Origin of the sequence: Pseudomonas sp. NDM (assembly GCF_003105095.1) — a bacterium.
Classification (GTDB): Bacteria; Pseudomonadota; Gammaproteobacteria; order Pseudomonadales; family Pseudomonadaceae; genus Aquipseudomonas; species Aquipseudomonas moraviensis_A.
The window spans coordinates 1-15,287 of the sequence record NZ_QETJ01000123.1 but is presented as its reverse complement, the minus strand read 5'-3'; the positions used below and the strand labels follow the sequence as shown (position 1 = coordinate 15,287).

The 15,287-nt window shown below is 59.4% G+C and carries 12 protein-coding genes; 4 read left to right on the top strand and 8 right to left on the bottom strand.

Translation table 11 applies throughout. From position 1 onward, the window contains the following. Positions 1 to 2,773: RHS repeat-associated core domain-containing protein (locus DCO47_RS20255; protein ID WP_133247416.1), on the top strand; the 2,773-nt coding region annotated here is incomplete at its 5' end. An 11-nt stretch (positions 2,774 to 2,784) separates the two neighbouring features. Beyond that, a complete protein-coding gene (locus DCO47_RS20250) occupies positions 2,785 to 3,201 on the top strand; it encodes a hypothetical protein (RefSeq protein ID WP_065615144.1) in 417 nt (138 codons plus the stop codon). Positions 3,202 to 3,287: 86 nt separating this feature from the next. Here the strand turns inward: DCO47_RS20250 and DCO47_RS20245 are convergent, their stop codons facing one another. Beyond that, positions 3,288 to 5,072 carry a bifunctional diguanylate cyclase/phosphodiesterase gene (locus DCO47_RS20245; protein ID WP_065615145.1) on the bottom strand — a complete coding sequence of 595 codons (1,785 nt, stop codon included), beginning with the start codon at positions 5,070 to 5,072 and terminating at the stop codon, positions 3,288 to 3,290. A gap of 118 nt (positions 5,073 to 5,190) precedes the next feature. After that, positions 5,191 to 7,275, bottom strand: coding sequence for a carboxy terminal-processing peptidase (locus DCO47_RS20240; protein ID WP_165839215.1), 2,085 nt, complete (start codon positions 7,273 to 7,275; stop codon positions 5,191 to 5,193). A 138-nt stretch (positions 7,276 to 7,413) separates the two neighbouring features. Between DCO47_RS20240 and DCO47_RS20235 the strand changes: the two genes are divergently transcribed. Then, a complete protein-coding gene (locus DCO47_RS20235) occupies positions 7,414 to 8,376 on the top strand; it encodes a zinc-binding dehydrogenase (RefSeq protein WP_116658778.1) in 963 nt (320 codons plus the stop codon). A gap of 169 nt (positions 8,377 to 8,545) precedes the next feature. Here DCO47_RS20235 and DCO47_RS20225 read toward each other — a convergent pair whose 3' ends face one another. The 6 genes from DCO47_RS20225 to DCO47_RS20200 all read right to left on the bottom strand — a co-directional run bounded on the left by DCO47_RS20225 (position 8,546) and on the right by DCO47_RS20200 (position 13,979). Next, positions 8,546 to 9,199, bottom strand: coding sequence for an HAD family phosphatase (locus DCO47_RS20225; RefSeq protein WP_116658777.1), 654 nt, complete (start codon positions 9,197 to 9,199; stop codon positions 8,546 to 8,548). Between the two features lie 112 nt (positions 9,200 to 9,311). Next, positions 9,312 to 10,301, bottom strand: coding sequence for an ABC transporter ATP-binding protein (locus DCO47_RS20220; RefSeq protein WP_116658776.1), 990 nt, complete (start codon positions 10,299 to 10,301; stop codon positions 9,312 to 9,314). Further along, the gene (locus DCO47_RS20215; protein ID WP_116658775.1) at positions 10,298 to 11,098 is read right to left on the bottom strand and encodes an ABC transporter permease; all 801 of its coding nucleotides are present in this window, start codon (positions 11,096 to 11,098) and stop codon (positions 10,298 to 10,300) included. Before DCO47_RS20215 ends, DCO47_RS20220 begins: the two co-directional genes overlap by 4 nt. Further along, the gene (locus DCO47_RS20210; RefSeq protein ID WP_165839216.1) at positions 11,085 to 11,921 is read right to left on the bottom strand and encodes an ABC transporter permease subunit; all 837 of its coding nucleotides are present in this window, start codon (positions 11,919 to 11,921) and stop codon (positions 11,085 to 11,087) included. Before DCO47_RS20210 ends, DCO47_RS20215 begins: the two co-directional genes overlap by 14 nt. 5 nt (positions 11,922 to 11,926) lie before the next feature. Beyond that, the gene (locus DCO47_RS20205; protein WP_116658773.1) at positions 11,927 to 12,733 is read right to left on the bottom strand and encodes an alkaline phosphatase family protein; all 807 of its coding nucleotides are present in this window, start codon (positions 12,731 to 12,733) and stop codon (positions 11,927 to 11,929) included. A 178-nt stretch (positions 12,734 to 12,911) separates the two neighbouring features. Further along, entirely contained in the window at positions 12,912 to 13,979 is a 1,068-nt protein-coding gene (locus DCO47_RS20200) for an ABC transporter substrate-binding protein (protein WP_042608517.1), read from the bottom strand. Between the two features lie 349 nt (positions 13,980 to 14,328). Here DCO47_RS20200 and phnR point away from each other — a divergent pair, with 349 nt between their 5' ends. Then, positions 14,329 to 15,042, top strand: a complete 714-nt coding sequence (gene phnR, locus DCO47_RS20195) for a phosphonate utilization transcriptional regulator PhnR (RefSeq protein WP_042608516.1) — start codon at positions 14,329 to 14,331, stop codon at positions 15,040 to 15,042. The last annotated feature ends 245 nt before the right edge of the window (positions 15,043 to 15,287 follow it).

Genomic DNA, 15,287 nt, shown 5'->3' with positions numbered 1-15,287 from the left:
GAACGATGACGACGCCAGCGTGACCGTGCATTACGTCGACGGCACCGAAGAAGTCTACGTCCACGACGAGCGCGCGCGGCTGGTGCGTCAGGTCGCGGCCGATGGCGGCGAGCAGCTCAAGGCCTATGACGAGCAGGGCCGGTTGGTCGCCGAGCAGGATGCTCTGGGCGCGGTCACCGAATACCGCTACGACGACGTCGGACGGCTGATCGCGCTGATTCCGCCGGACGAGGCGCCAACGTCCTACGAGTACCGCAACGGTTTTCTCTACAAGCGTTGCCGAGGCGACGCGATGTGGATCTATCGGCGCAACGCCGAAGGTGCGGTCACCGAAGCGGTCGATCCTGACGGTCAGGTCACCCATTACTACTACAACCTGCGCGGCCAGTTGTTGTCGCTGCGCTATCCGGACAGCAGCCGTCATCGCTGGGTGTGGAACGAGCTCGGCCAGCTCATCGAAGAAACCCTGCCGGACGGCGGCGTGCGGCGTTTTTCCTACGATGCGCTAGGCCGGCGGATTACCACCCAGGACGAATTTGGTGTCGTCAGCCGTCAGCAGTGGGACGCGGCCGGCCGGCTGATCCTGACGACTTCTCCGACGGGCAGCACCCGCGCCTACAGCTACGGCGCCTACGGCCAGATCACCGCCGAACGCGACGAACTGGGGCGCATCACCCGCTACGAATATGACGACGACCTGCACCTGGTCTCGCGGCGGATCAACCCCGACGGCACCCGCGTGCAGTACCGCTATGACCATGCGCGGTTGCTGCTGACCGAGATCGAAAACGAGTCGGGGGAAAAATACTGCCTGGATTACACGCCGACCGGATTGATCCGACAGGAAACCGGGTTTGATGGGCGGCGCACGGCTTATGCCTACGACCTCAACGGGCACCTGCTGGAGAAGACCGAGTTTGGCGAGCAGGGTTTATCGCTGGTCACCCACTACCAGCGCGATAAGGCCGGGCGTTTGCTGGTCAAAACCCTGCCCGATGGCGCCAAGATCCGCTACGACTACGACCGCCTCGGGCGCTTGGTTGCCGTTGATGACGGGCAAAACCATCCGCTGGCCTTCGAGTACGACCGTCAGGACCGGCTGATCACCGAGCATCAGGGCTGGGGCACCTTGCGCTACGCCTATGACGCCTGCGGTCAGCTCAAACGCCTGCGCCTGCCGGACAACAGCAAGCTCGATTATCACTACGCTAAGGGCGGTGCGCTGAGCGCCATCGACCTTAACGGCACGCCGCTCACGCGCCACGTCTACCAGTCCGGTCGCGAACAGCAACGCCAGCAAGGCTTGCTGCTCAGCGAATACTCCTACGACGATCAGGGCCGCTTGCTCGCCCACGCTGTAGGCCATCGCCACGCCTCGCTGTACCGCCGCGATTATGCCTACAGCGCCAACGGCAATCTTGAGCACATTGCTGACAGCCGCCACGGCCAGCGCACCTACGGCTACGACGCCCTCGACCGGTTGATCCGCGTCCGTCACTCGCGCGACGAACTGCCCGAATCCTTCGCCCACGACCTGGCGGGCAACCTGCTGATGCAGGACCGCCCCGGTCCTGCGCAGATCAAGGGCAACCGCCTGCTGATGCAAGGCGACCGCCATTACGACTACGACGCCTTCGGCAACCTGATCCGCGAACGCCGAGGCCACGGCCAGACCCTGGTCACCGAATACCGCTACGACTGCCAGCACCGCCTGATCGGCCTGACCCGCCCCGACGGCCAGACCGCCACTTATCACTACGACGCCTTCGGCCGGCGCATCCGCAAAACAATCGACGGCGCCGTCACCGAATTCTTCTGGCAAGGCGAACACCTCGTCGCCGAAAGCAGCGCCACGCAATACCGCAGCTTCCTCTACGAACCCGGCACCTTCCGCCCACTGGCGATGCTCGACGGCAAAGGCCCGAAAAAAGCCTGCCCGTTCTACTACCAACTCGACCACCTCGGTACTCCGCAGGAACTCACCGACTACAGCGGCGAAATCGTCTGGTCCGCGCAATACGACGCCTACGGCAAAGTCGCCGCCGTCACCCTCGCCGGCGAAGACTATCTGGACCAACCGCTGCGTTTTCAGGGGCAGTATTTCGATGTTGAAAGTGGGCTGCATTACAACCGCCATCGGTATTACGACCCGAGGCTTGGGCGGTATCTGACCCCGGACCCGGTGAAGCTCGCGGGTGGGTTGAATCAGTACCAGTACGTGCCGAATCCGACGGGGTGGGTGGATCCGTTGGGGTTGACGTCCAATTGCCCGCCGCCTAACAAGAATAATAAGAATTGCCAGTTACCTACTGTCGATAAAGGCGCTCCGATTCTTCCTAGGCCGCTGCCTGAGGCAGATGCTAAGCGTGAAGTTCTGGCATGGGAAAGGCGATACCGTATGCACTCAGTAGAAAAGCATGGGCCAGAAATCCCCGATGCGGCGCTTAAGCAGCGTTCTATTGATGGATCTCATCCAACTAAAAAGGGTAGGAGGGAAGCGATAAATGCGAGCTCACAATTCACAAGCTGGACCTTACAACATCAAGCTATCGCTTATGCTCTCTCCAAGATGAACAAGGCTGTGCCGGAGCCTACCGGACATGATGCTGCAGGTAATCCCTACGTTCGAGTGCAAATTCCCGGCGTGGGGCGAGGTTATAAACCGAATAGCAAAGATCCTGCTAATCCGAAATATATTGAAGTGATGAATGAGGCGGAAATAAGATTTCGTAAAAACGATGTCAAACGCCCATTTACGGCCTTCACTAGATAGGGAGTATTTGCATGAAGTCACCGTTTGAAAATGTAGCTCTGCCTTGGGAGCCAAAAATTTCCTATTTTCTGGGAGCGCTCGAAATCTACGATAGAGAAGAAGAGGGTGAAGTATATTTGCGATACGATCCTAACGTGCCTAGCGAGCGTAAGGAGGTAATTGAAAAGTTTTTGATCCCTGATCTGGAATATCTTGGTTACAGGCATAAGTACGCCTTGCTCGAAGTGTTGAAAGATGCTCTTAAGGACCAAAGCCATGATTTTTCTGTGCAGTTTGAGAATGATTATGACGAATGCATAACTATGGTGTGGAGTAACGACGAAGTTGAAAATGCCCGTCTTTTTTTTCAGGATATCTACCGAGTGGCTAGTGAAGTGTGGAGGGAGGATTTACACCGCGCCAGTCTTGAGGACCGATTAACTTGGTAATGCGAAATGTTGAGACGCTGATCCATTCTTAAAAATCGAATTGGCCAGACCGCCTGCTAGTAAACCTTCTCAGAAGATACCACCGTTTAGCTAGTCAACATTGAGATCTGAGGGGAAGGAGCGCTGCCAACCTCCAACAAATACACACTAAACCCCACAACCCCCTTCGCATGATGCTTAGCCTGCGAAGCCATCTCCGCAAGCCGGCTGGCATCAAGCGTTGCGCAAGCTTCAGGTCGCAAATGCACCACTCCGATCGATAACGACAACAGCGCAAACTCCTGCCGCTCCCCCTGTCGGTTCGGCGCTACAAAACAACCGGCTTCCAGATGTTCGGGGCGGTAGAAGCGGCGGCATTGGCTTTGGAAGTCGTCGAGGAGTTGGTTGAGGCGTTTGCGCCAGTCTTCGGGGCCGAGGACGAGGAGGAAGTCGTCGCCGCCGATGTGGCCGACGAAGTCGCGGGTGGGGTCGATGCGTTCGTTGAGACATTGGGCGAGGCAGAGCAGGACTTCGTCGCCGCGGCCGTAGCCGTAGATGTCGTTGAAGGGTTTGAAGCTGTCGATGTCCACGTAGCAGATGATCGATTCGCGGGCCTGTTGCAGCAGGCGGGTGAGGCATTGCTGGATCGGTACGTTGCCCGGCAGCAGGGTGAGTGGATTGGCGTAGCGCGCCTGTTGGATTTTCAGTTCGGTGATCAGTTTCAGCACGTCGATCACCCGGCCGAGGCCCAGGTAGCCGCCGTTGAGAGTGATGATGAAGTCTTCTTCGATGCGTTGGCGGGCGCGGCTGGTGATCAGGCGGCTGACTTGTTGCAGTGACTGGCTCATTTCCACGGCGAGAAAATCATCGTTCATCAGGCGGCTGATCGGTTTGCGCGCAAACAGGTCGGTGGCAAACGGTTTGAGCAGGGCGTCGGAAAGCGAATGGCGATGGACGATGCCGCAGGGCTGGCCTTGTTCGTCGAGCACGGCGAGTGAATTGAGGTTGGCCTGGCGACGGAAGGCTTCCAGCACGGTGGCGGTCGGCGTATCACGCTGCACGGCGGGCTGGTCGTTGAGCAGGGCGCTCAGGTCGCTGCCTTCGTCGTTCAGCGCGACGGCGCTGCTGTCGTGTTTGGGCATCATGGCGCGGGCGTCGCGGGATGGATGTTCCTGCGGACGGCCGAGCAGGTAACCCTGCACTAGGTCAACGCCCATTTCAGTCAGCACCGCGAGTTCTTCCGGTAGCTCGATACCCTCGGCAATGACTTGCGCGCGGGACGCCTTGGCTATCTGCAGAATTGAACCGACAAACTCTCTTTTCAACGCATCCTGATGAATGCCATCGATAAAGTGCCGGTCGATCTTCACATAATCCGGACGCAACTCCGACCACAGGCGCAGGCTTGAATACCCCGCACCCAAATCATCCAGCGCGATGGAGAATCCCATCGCCCGGTAGTGGTGCAGAGCGGTTTGCAGCAAATGGAAGTCATCGATTGGCGTCTGCTCGGTGAGCTCGATCACCACTTGGCTTGGCGCGATGCCCAAGTCCTGCAGCAGTTGCAGGGTGCGCCCCGGTTGGTGCGCGGCTTCGAGCAGGGACTCCGGGGACACGTTGAGGAACAGTTTGCCCGGCAACTGCTGCTCGTTGAAGCGGCGGCAGGCGCTTTGTCGGCAGGCGATTTCCAGTTCGCTCAAGCGACCAGCCTGCCGGGCTACGGCGAACAGGGCAATTGGCGAGTGAAGAGGGCTGTTGGACGGGCCACGGGTGAGGGCTTCGTAGCCGAGAATGCGGCGTTCGGAGAGGCAGATGATCGGCTGGAACAGACTGTGTAAACCGCTTTGAGTCAGGATCGAGCTCAAGGCGCTCAGCTGTTCGGTCGTGGTCATGGCAGTCTCTGGCGATTAAAAAAGGACCGGGAGCGATTGCTCCCGGTCCTTTATTGCACGACAGAATGATGACTGTTTGATGACGATCCGAGGATCGTCAGCACTAAATTGCCATCACTTACTTCTTGGCCACCTGATTGCTCAGTTTCAGGTAATCCAGAAGTACGCGCCCGGTTTCGCTCAGGTAGGCATCGTCTTCCGGTTTGACCTTGTCCGGCTCGGCAGCGGCCAATGCGTCTTCGTCTTCTTTCTTCAGCTCTTTGAGCGGCTCTTCGCCTTTGGCCTTGCGACGGATGTTCTCCATTGCCAGCTGCTTGGCGTCGATGTCGGCGTGCTGGGCACGACGATCGGCTTCATTGAGGCTGACGGTTTTTTCTTCCATCAGTTTCTGCGCCAGGGCCAGCTTGTCGCGAATGAACACGAACTCGGCATCCTTGTTGGTGCGCGCGTCATGCTCGGACTTCAGCTGGGCGAGGAAAGGCTTGAACGGATCGGCGGCCGGTTTGATCGCCGCGCGGATGGTGTCCCACGGCATGGCCTCTGGCAGGGCGCTTTCGCCGATTTCCTTGGTGTCGATCAGCGACGGATAGTCGATGTCCGGCAGCACGCCCTGATGCTGGGTGCTCTGCCCGGAGACGCGGTAGAACTTGGCCAGGGTCAGTTTCAGTTCGCCATGGTTCAGCGGCTGAATGGTCTGCACGGTGCCTTTGCCGAAGGTCTGGCCGCCGATGATCAATGCACGATGGTAGTCCTGCATGGCGCCGGCGAAGATCTCCGAAGCCGAGGCGGACAGGCGGTTGACCAGCAGTGCCATCGGGCCTTTGTAGAACGCACCCGGGTTTTCGTCTTCAAGCACGTCGACGCGGCCATCGGCGTTACGCACGAGTACGGTCGGGCCTTTGTCGATGAACAGGCTGGTCAGCTCGGTGGCTTCCTGCAGGGAACCGCCGCCGTTGTTGCGCAGGTCGATGACCACGCCGTCGACTTTGTCTTTCTGCAACTCGGTGAGCAGCTTCTTGACGTCGCGAGTGGTGCTCTTGTAATCCGGGTCGCCGGCACGGAACGCCTTGAAGTCGAGGTAGAAAGCCGGGATCTCGATCACGCCGAGTTTGTAGTCCTTGCCGTCCTGTTTCAGGCTGAGGATCGACTTTTTCACGGCCTGGTCTTCGAGCTTCACCGCTTCACGGGTGATCGGCACGATCTTGGTGGTCTGGTCATTCGGCGCATTGCTCGCCGGGATGACTTCCAGACGCACCACGGTGCCTTTCGGACCGCGAATCAATTTGACCACTTCGTCCAGACGCCAGCCGACCACGTCGACCATTTCCTTGTTGCCCTGGGCAACGCCGATGATCTTGTCCGCCGGAGCGACCTGCTTGGTCTTGTCCGCCGGGCCTGCCGGTACCAGACGTACGACTTTCACTTGATCGTTGTCGCTCTGCAACACGGCACCGATGCCCTCGAGGGACAGGCTCATGTTGATGTCGAAGTTTTCCGCGTTATCCGGCGACAGATAGTTGGTGTGCGGGTCGTAGGACATGGCGAAGGTGTTGATGTACGCCTGGAAGATGTCCTCGGCACGGGTCTGGTCGAGACGCGCCAACTGGTTCTTGTAGCGCTTGGTCAGGGTTTCCTGGATCTGCTTCGGCTCTTTGCCGGCGATCTTCTGGCGCAGCACTTCATCCTTGACGCGTTTGCGCCACAGGTCGTCGAGTTCTGCGGTGGACTTGAGCCAAGGCGCGTCCTTGCGATCGATCAGCAAGGTCTCCTTGGTATTGAAGTCGATCTTGTCGATGCCCTTGTTCAGCTCGGCAAGGGCGAAGTCCAGACGCGCCTTGACGCGGTCCAGGTAGCGCTTGTAGATGGTGAACCCGGCATTGAGGTCGCCGCTTTTGAGGAAATCGTCGAACTGGGTTTTCCACTTGTCGAATTCGGCAATGTCGCTGGCCATGAAATAGCTGCGGGACGGGTCGAGCAGCTTGATGTAGCTGTCGTAGATGATCACCGAGCGCGCATCATCGAGCGGCGGCTTGCTGTAGTGGTGACGCTTGAGCAACTCGACGACGTTCAGGCTGGCGATGACTTCATCGCGATCAGGCTGCAACTTGTCCCAGCTGTTGGCTGCGAATGTGGTGCCCGACACCGGCAACAGACCGATACCGATGAAAAGAGCGAGGGCGGTGCTGGGGAGCAGATGCTTCATGCTGATTCGACGCGGGGACAATTGATAACGCATATTAGGCCGTCTTTGAAGTCGCCGGTTCTTTGAGAGCCGGTCGCATAATGCAAAAAGCCCGGCGCTACAGCTTCGGGCTCAGTCCAGACTCACTATGGAGGCACTGTGAAGGCATTGCAAGGCGTTGAAGGTCAAGTGGCATGGGTTGAAGAGCCGAGTCCTACATGTGATGTAGGACAAGTCCGCATCCGTGTGGCGGCAGCCGGCCTCAATCGCGCCGATTTATTACAGAAGGCAGGGCTTTATCCGCCCCCGCCCGGGGCCAGCCAAGTGCTCGGTCTTGAGTGCTCGGGCGTGATCAGCGAGGTCGGCGCGGGCTCGTCCTGGCAGGTCGGCGATCGGGTCTGCGCCTTGCTGGCCGGGGGCGGCATGGCCGAAGAAGTGGTCGTCGACGGACGGCATGTGTTGCCGGTCCCTGAAGGTGTTTCGCTGATCGAGGCAGCGGCATTGCCCGAGGTTTACGCCACCGTCTGGCTGAATGTGTTTCAACTTGCAGCGCTGAAACCCGGTGAGAAAATTCTCCTGCACGCCGGCGCAAGTGGAATCGGTTCAGCGGCCATTCAGCTGTGCAAAGCGTTTGGTAACCCGTGCTGGGTCAGCGTCGGTACCGCCGAACGCCTGGCTTACTGCGAAGCACTGGGGGCTCAGGGCGGCGTGGTGCGCACCGATGATATCGAGGGCCTGCGCGACTTCGGGCCATTCGACGTGATTCTCGATCCGGTCGGCGGCAATTATTCGGCGTTGAACCTCAAACTGATAGCGCTGGACGGACGTTGGGTGTTGATCGGCTTGATGGGCGGCCGCGAGGCAAAACTGGATCTGGCCCAGGTGCTGGGCAAGCGCGTGCAACTGCTCGGCTCGACGTTGCGCAGTCGTAGCGATCAGTTCAAGGCCGATCTGCTCAGCGATCTGGGCCAGCATGTATGGCCGCTGTTCGCCGAGGGCCGCTTGCGTGCGCAATTGGCCAAAGCGTTTGCGGTGAAGGATGCCGAAGCGGCGTTCGCCGAGCTGGCGAGCAATACGGTGGCGGGCAAGTTGGTGTTGGTGATTAACGACAGTCTCACCTGACATCACCAAGCCTTGTGGCGAGGGAGCTTGCTCCCGCTGGGTCGCGAAGCGGCCCCAATCATTCAATGCGCTGGGTCAGTTCATACCGGTTGCATCGATTTGCAACTGCTGCGCAGCCGAGCGGGAGCAAGCTCCCTCGCCACAGGTAGCGTGCACACTGGATCTTCGGTTATTTCCAGTGATGGATCGGCCAGCTGGCCTTTTCTGCGTGCTCCAGCAGCACCGGATCCGGGTTGACCACGTGGGGGAAATCCACCTTCAGCAGCAGCGGCAGATCATTGCGTGAGTCGGAATAGAAACTCGCGCCTTCGAGGTTTTCCTCTTCGGCGTCGAGCCATTCCAGCAAGCGGGTGATCTTGCCTTCGCGGTACGTCAGGGTGCCGACGGTGTTGCCGCTGTACACGCCATGGGCGACTTCCAGTTCGATGGCCAGTATCTCGTCGATGCCCAGACGATCGGCGATCGGACGAACCAGGTGCGTACCGGACGCCGAGATCACCAGAATCCGGTCGCCGGCCTTGCGATGGGCGGCGATGGTTCTCGTCGCGTCGCTGAAAATGATCGGCTCGATGAAGTCTTCAACCCAAGGCCCCACGAGGTGCTCGACCTCTTCCGGGGTACGCCCGATCAGCGGTTCGAGGCTGAAATCCATGTACTCTTCCATGCGCAATTTGCCATGGCTGTAGGCGTCCATCAGCTCATTGTTGCGACGCATGAACGACTCGGGGTCGACCCAGCCCAGGCGCCCCATCTGCTCGCTCCAGAGGGTCGCGCAGTCGCCGTGGATCAGCGTTTCGTCCAGATCAAAAATTGCCAAAGCCATCGGGTTCTCTCCGAGAACAGCTGCAAGCTACAAGCCTCGAGCTGCAAGAATTAAAATCAGGTGGACCGAAGTCTACAGCTTGAAGCTTGCAGCTCGAAGCTTGCAGCTGCTTTTAACCTACTTCGCACAAGGCCGTCGGATCGATGGAAAGTGCCAGGCGCTGTCCGTCGGGATGCAGATCGGCGGCCGAACGGTTGAGCACATCGACCACCAATTCCACACCGCGCGCTTCGACGCGATAACGAATGACGTTGCCGAGCAGGCTGTGGCTGCGGATCTGTGCGTCCAGTTCGCCGTCGAGGCTCAGCTCGATGGCTTCCGGGCGGATGGCGATGCGGTGGTTGACCGGCCGTTGCAACAGCTTGGAGGCGGCATCGGCGTCGAGCAGGTTGTAGTTGCCGATGAAGCCGGCGGCGAATACATCCACCGGCGCGGTGTAGAGGGTTTCGGCGTCGCCGCTCTGGACGATCTTCCCCTGGTTCATCAGGAAAATGCGATCGGACATGGTCAGCGCTTCTTCCTGATCGTGGGTGACGAAGATCGTGGTCAGGCCGAGCTCCCGCTGGATCTGGCGGATCTGCTCGCGCAGGTGCTTGCGAATCCGTGCGTCGAGTGCTGACAGCGGCTCATCCAGCAGCAACAATCGTGGGCGGGTCACTAGCGAGCGGGCGAGGGCAACCCTTTGGCATTGGCCACCGGACAGCTGATGCGGATAGCGGCTGGCGAAGTCATGCAGCTCAACCAGTTTCAGCACTTCAGCGACGCGCTTGTGACTGTCATCGGCATTGACCTTTTGCATGCGCAAGCCGAAAGCGACGTTCTGCTCGACGGTCATGTTGGGGAACAGCGCGTAACTCTGAAAGACCATGCCGATGCCGCGTTTTTGCGGGCTCAACGGCACGATATCGACGCCGTCGAGGAGGATCTGGCCGCCATCCACCGGGGTCAGCCCGGCAATGCAACGCAACAGGGTGGATTTGCCGCACCCGGACGGGCCGAGCAGGGTGACGAACTCGCCCTTGTGGATTTCGCAATCGATATCGCTGAACACCGTGGTGCCGGCATAACTTTTCTGCAGGTGTTGGACGCTGACATAGCTCATTCGCTTTTGTCCTTGTTCAAGATGTTGGCGATCCAGGTCAGGACCAGCACGAAGAAGAAATACGAGATGACCAGCGCACTGGTGAAGTGACCGCTGCTGTTGCGCATGTTGTTCAGATACACCTGCAGGGTTTCGTAGCGCGTGCCGACGAGAATATTGGCGAACACGAACTCGCCGAAGAGGAATGAGAACGACAGCAGCAACGCCACCATCAGACCCTTGCGCAAATTCGGCAGCACCACCAGGAACGCCGCTTGAAAGGTGCTGGCGCCGAGCAGTTGCGCGGCGTCCATCAGGTCGCGCAGGTTGATCGCTTGCAGGTTGTTGGTGATCGCCCGGTACATGAAGGGCAGCGCCACGGTGAAGTAGCAGCCGATCAGAATCCATGGCGTGCCGACCATCGCCATCGGCCCGGAACCGTAGAGCTGCAACAACCCCACCGAGGACACCACTGGCGGCACCGCGAAGGGCAGCAGGATGAGGATGTTCATCAGCGCATCGAGCTTGGGAAAGTAGTAATGCACGACAAACAGCAGCGGCAGAATCAGCACCACCGAGAGCACCAGGGCAGCGACGCAGACGATCAGCGACTGGCCGAAGGCGTGCAGAAAGCGCGGATCGCTCCACAGCTGGATGTACCACTTGAAGGTGAAGCCGCTGGGCAGGATCGTCGCCGACCAACTGCTGGCGATCGAGTAGACCAGTGTGCCAGCCAGCGGCAACAACAGGATGGCGAACAGAAGGTAGACCACGACGCGGTGGTAGAGGCCGGCCGGGCCGGATTCAGCGCGAGACATGGTAGCTCCTCTTCAGCAGCAGTTGATGCACAACGGTGACGATGGTCATCAGCGCCACGAGCACCACGGCCAGTGCACTGGCCAGGTTCGGATCGAGGGAAATGTCGCCGGACACCATCGCTGCGATACGGATCGGCAGAACGTTGAAGTTGCCGGTGGTCAGCGCATAAACCGTGGCGTACGCGCCAAGGGCGTTGGCCAGCAGGATGACGAAAGTGCCGAGCAGTGCCGGGGTCAGCACCGGCAGACCGATGTGCCGCCAGAACTGCCAGCCGTTGGCGCCGAGCAACGCAGCGGACTCGCGCCAGTCTTCACGCAAGGCGTCGAAGGCCGGGTAGAGCAGCAGCACGCCGAGGGGAATCTGGAAGTAGGTGTAGAGAATGATCAGGCCGGTTTTCGAATACAGGTTGAAGTCCTGAATGATCCCCGACTGCTTGAGCATGATGGTGATGCTGCCGTTGAAACCGAGCAGGATGATGAACGCGAACGCCAGCGGCACGCCGGCGAAGTTGCTGGTCATGTTGGCGAAGGCATTCACGAAGTTGCGCAGCTTCGAATCGACTCGGCGCAATGAATATGCGCCGAGCACGGCGATGATGATGCCGAATACGCTCGACCAGAAACTGATCTCGAGGCTGTACTGGATCGCCTGCCGATAGAATTTCGATCCGAAGACCTTGCTGAAATTGGCCAGGCCCCAACCGGACTCTTCCGATTGCAGGCTGTTGATCATCACCCAGACCAGCGGGGCGATTTCGAAAACGATGAAGAACAGCGCGAAGGGCACCAGACACAGCGCCGCGAGCCATTTGCCGCGAGTCATGGCGTTCACTTGAGCAGCTCCCGGCACACAGGTTTGTCGTGGGGCACGCCGAGCAGTTCGCAGACTGTGCCGCAGAGCTCGGTCTGTTTCGGTGTGGCGTCAGGGTTGAGGCTGAACGCATCGCCGAGGACAAACAGCGGCACCTGACGTTCTTCCGCCAGCAGGCCGTTGTGCGAGCGATCGTTGTTCATGCCGTGGTCGGCGGTCACCAATACCTGATAACCAGCGTCGAGCCAGGTCTGCAGATAGTCGGCGAGGATGATGTCCGCGGAGCGGGCGCTGTTGCGGTATTGCGAGCTGTCGAGGCCGTGCTTGTGCCCGGCATCGTCGATGTTCATCGGATGGATCAGCAGAAAGTTCGGCGCGTGGCGCAGGCGCAGGTTTTCCGCGTCGGCGAACAGGTGCGAATCCGGATAATGATCGTTCCAGTAGAAATGGCCGTGCTGGATCGGCAACGTCGGATCGTCGGTGTGGCGGTCGCGCGCCGCCACGAACGGTGAGCGGTTATACAACTCGCTGACCCAGTGGTACGCCGCAGCGGCGGTTTTCAGTCCGGCATCGCGGGCGTAGTGATAGATGCTGCGCTGGCTGGACAGGCGCGAGACGTTGTTGTGGACGATGCCGCTGTCGATCGGCGGCACGCCGGTGAGAATGCATTCATAGAGCGGCCGGGACAGGGCGGGCAGTTCGCACTCCAGTTGATAGAGCGCCGCGCGTCCTGCGCCGACATAAGCCTGCAGATGCCCCATGGCGTGACGCGCAACCTCGTAATTGAGGCCGTCGAGCACGACAAGGATGACGTTGTGCTTCATAGGGGCAAGAACTCCGCGAAACAGGAAAATTCAGATCCAACCGAGATCCCCTGTAGGAGTGAGCCTGCTCGCGATGGCAGTGGTTCAGCCAACATCGTCGTTGAATGTTCGACCGCTATCGCGAGCAGGCTCACTCCTACATGGGGATTTGTTTCAGGTCACATAGTGGTGATCAGGTTTATTTCATCTCTACGATGACTTCCTCGTTCCACTGCTGCGGCAGGGCTTTGGAGGTCTTTTCCCACGCGTCGGCATCCTTGACCGGCGTGACCTTCTTGTACTGCTCGTTCGGCAGCAGTTTGGCTTTCACGTCTTCCGGCAGTTGCAGGTGTTCGGCGCGGATCGGACGGGCGTTGCCGCGGGCGAGGTTGGTCTGGCCGGCGTCGCTGAAGATGTATTCGCGGGTCAGCTTGGCGGCGTTGGGGTTTTTCGCGTATTTGTTGATGATCGTGGTGTAGCCGGAAATCACCGAACCATCGGACGGGATCAGCACCACGTAATCATCCGGGTTGGCCATCTTGGCTTTGTAGCTGAGGCCGTTGAAATCCCAGACCACACCGACTTCGATCTCGCCTTTTTCCATGGTGGCGATGGTCGGGTTGGCCATCGACAGGCGACCCTGTTTGGCGAGGTCGGCGAACAGCAGCAGGGCTGGCTTGATGTTCTTCTCGTCACCACCGTTGGCCAAAGCCGCAGCGAGCACGCCGTTGGCGGCCTGGGCGGCGGTGCTGACGTCGCCGATGGAGACCTTGTACTTGCCGGTTTTCAGATCCGCCCATTTGGTCGGCACGTCGGAGCCATGCAGCAGCTTCTTGTTGACGATAAAGGCGATGGTGCCGGTGTAGGCCAGCGCCCAGTTGCCGTCCTTGTCCTTGGCCCAGTCCGGAACCTGGTCCCAGGTGCTCGGCTTGTACGGTTGCACCACACCTTGCTTGACCGCGATCGGGCCGAAGGCGGCACCGACGTCACCGATGTCAGCGGTAGCGTTGTCTTTTTCGGCGGCGAACTTGGCGATTTCCTGGGCGGAACTCATGTCGGTGTCGATGTGTTTCAGGCCGTATTTCTTGGCCAGGTCTTCCCAGGTGCCTTTCCAGTTGGCCCAGTCATCGGGCATGCCGACGCTGTTGACGGCGCCTTCCGCCTTCGCAGCGGCTTCGAGGGTTTTCAGATCGGTGTCGGCCGCCATCGCGGCGGTGCACATTGCAATGGTCGAGCCTAACAGTGTTGCCAGGAAAAGCTGTTTCATTCCGAAGCTCCTTGGTCGTGTTCAACGCTGCGATTGCGGTTGTGTTGGTCTAGGTCAGCAATACCTGAGCCAATTTAGGCGGGCTGGATGACACTTTGATGTCGATGGCCTTGTGGCAGGTCGTTTGCCTGCCCGGGATCGGGGGCTGCCAAATAAGCGTAGACCATGGTGCAGGCCCGGCGGGCAGGGGACTTGGCCGATGTATTGCAAGCCGTGAACGCGACCGTTTGGCAGTTTTGTCATCTGTCGGTCATCTGCACTGCCTAGGCTTGCAATCTACGCAAGCGCTCTGATCGGCGGTCAGTTACGCCCCGAAACAGTGCTGGTCTAGTCCAGATAGGTAACGTTGATGCGCGACGAGGCAACGAAAGCGGTGACAACCATTGGCCAAGTGCTGCAGGAGCAGATTGATCATGGTTTGCTGGCGGCCGGGAGCAAGTTGCCGGCCGAGCGCAAGCTCAGCGAGTTGTTCGGGACCACGCGGATCACTGTGCGTGAGGCATTGTTGCAACTGGAGGCGCAGGGGCAGATTTACCGCGAGGAGCGGCGCGGCTGGTTCGTGTCGCCGCCGCGTCTGGCTTACAACCTGATGCAGCGCAGTCACTTTCACGCGATGGTCAGTGCGCAGGGGCGCGAGCCTTCGACCGAGGTGATTTCGGCGCGCTTGCAGCCGGCTTCGGCGGCGGTGTGTGCGTGGTTGCAATTGCCGGCGTTGTCGAGCGTGATTCAGATTTGCCGCTCGCGGCGCATCGATGGGCGGTTGGTGTTGTATGTGGAGCACTATTTGAATCCGCAGTTTTTTCCGGGGATTCTTGATTTTGATTTGAATCAGTCGATTACCGAGCTGTATGCCGGGCATTATGATTTGCACTATGGCCGGGTGCGGTTTGAGATTGTGCCTACGTCTTTATCTGTCGATGCGGCGGCGGCTTTGCGGGTGTCGGTGGGGAGTCCGGGGTTGCGCATTGCGCGGGTCAATTATGATCAGCATGGGCGGTTGATTGATTGTGATCTGGAGTTTTGGCGGCACGATGCGATTCACGTTGGGGTTGATGTGGTTTGACCTTTTTTGACCTTGGCGGCCTCTGGGCCGACCAGGTTTTGGGGTTTTTGGGTGTATATCCGTTGCTGCGGTAACGGCTTCTTATGGTTCCGCCCTTACGGCGGGTCACCTTTTTCAAACGCCAAAAAGGTAACCGAAAAGGCTGTGCCCTGACGTTCGGCCCGCTCGCTGGGGCTCGGGGTTCCTTCGCTGCGGGATCGATCCTGGCGCAGCGGCTCCGGTTTGCTTCGCTGCACCTACACTCG

What these genes read in the sequence shown, in the direction of transcription:
- DCO47_RS20210 (WP_165839216.1), bottom strand. Translation starts at nt 11,921, where the DNA reads ATGACTCGCGGCAAATGGCTCGCGGCGCTGTGTCTGGTGCCCTTCGCG.
- DCO47_RS20215 (WP_116658775.1), bottom strand. Translation starts at nt 11,098, where the DNA reads ATGTCTCGCGCTGAATCCGGCCCGGCCGGCCTCTACCACCGCGTCGTG.
- DCO47_RS20240 (WP_165839215.1), bottom strand. Translation starts at nt 7,275, where the DNA reads ATGAAGCATCTGCTCCCCAGCACCGCCCTCGCTCTTTTCATCGGTATC.
- DCO47_RS20250 (WP_065615144.1), top strand. Translation starts at nt 2,785, where the DNA reads ATGAAGTCACCGTTTGAAAATGTAGCTCTGCCTTGGGAGCCAAAAATT.
- DCO47_RS20225 (WP_116658777.1), bottom strand. Translation starts at nt 9,199, where the DNA reads ATGGCTTTGGCAATTTTTGATCTGGACGAAACGCTGATCCACGGCGAC.
- DCO47_RS20220 (WP_116658776.1), bottom strand. Translation starts at nt 10,301, where the DNA reads ATGAGCTATGTCAGCGTCCAACACCTGCAGAAAAGTTATGCCGGCACC.
- DCO47_RS20200 (WP_042608517.1), bottom strand. Translation starts at nt 13,979, where the DNA reads ATGAAACAGCTTTTCCTGGCAACACTGTTAGGCTCGACCATTGCAATG.
- DCO47_RS20205 (WP_116658773.1), bottom strand. Translation starts at nt 12,733, where the DNA reads ATGAAGCACAACGTCATCCTTGTCGTGCTCGACGGCCTCAATTACGAG.
- DCO47_RS20245 (WP_065615145.1), bottom strand. Translation starts at nt 5,072, where the DNA reads ATGACCACGACCGAACAGCTGAGCGCCTTGAGCTCGATCCTGACTCAA.
- phnR (WP_042608516.1), top strand. Translation starts at nt 14,329, where the DNA reads ATGCGCGACGAGGCAACGAAAGCGGTGACAACCATTGGCCAAGTGCTG.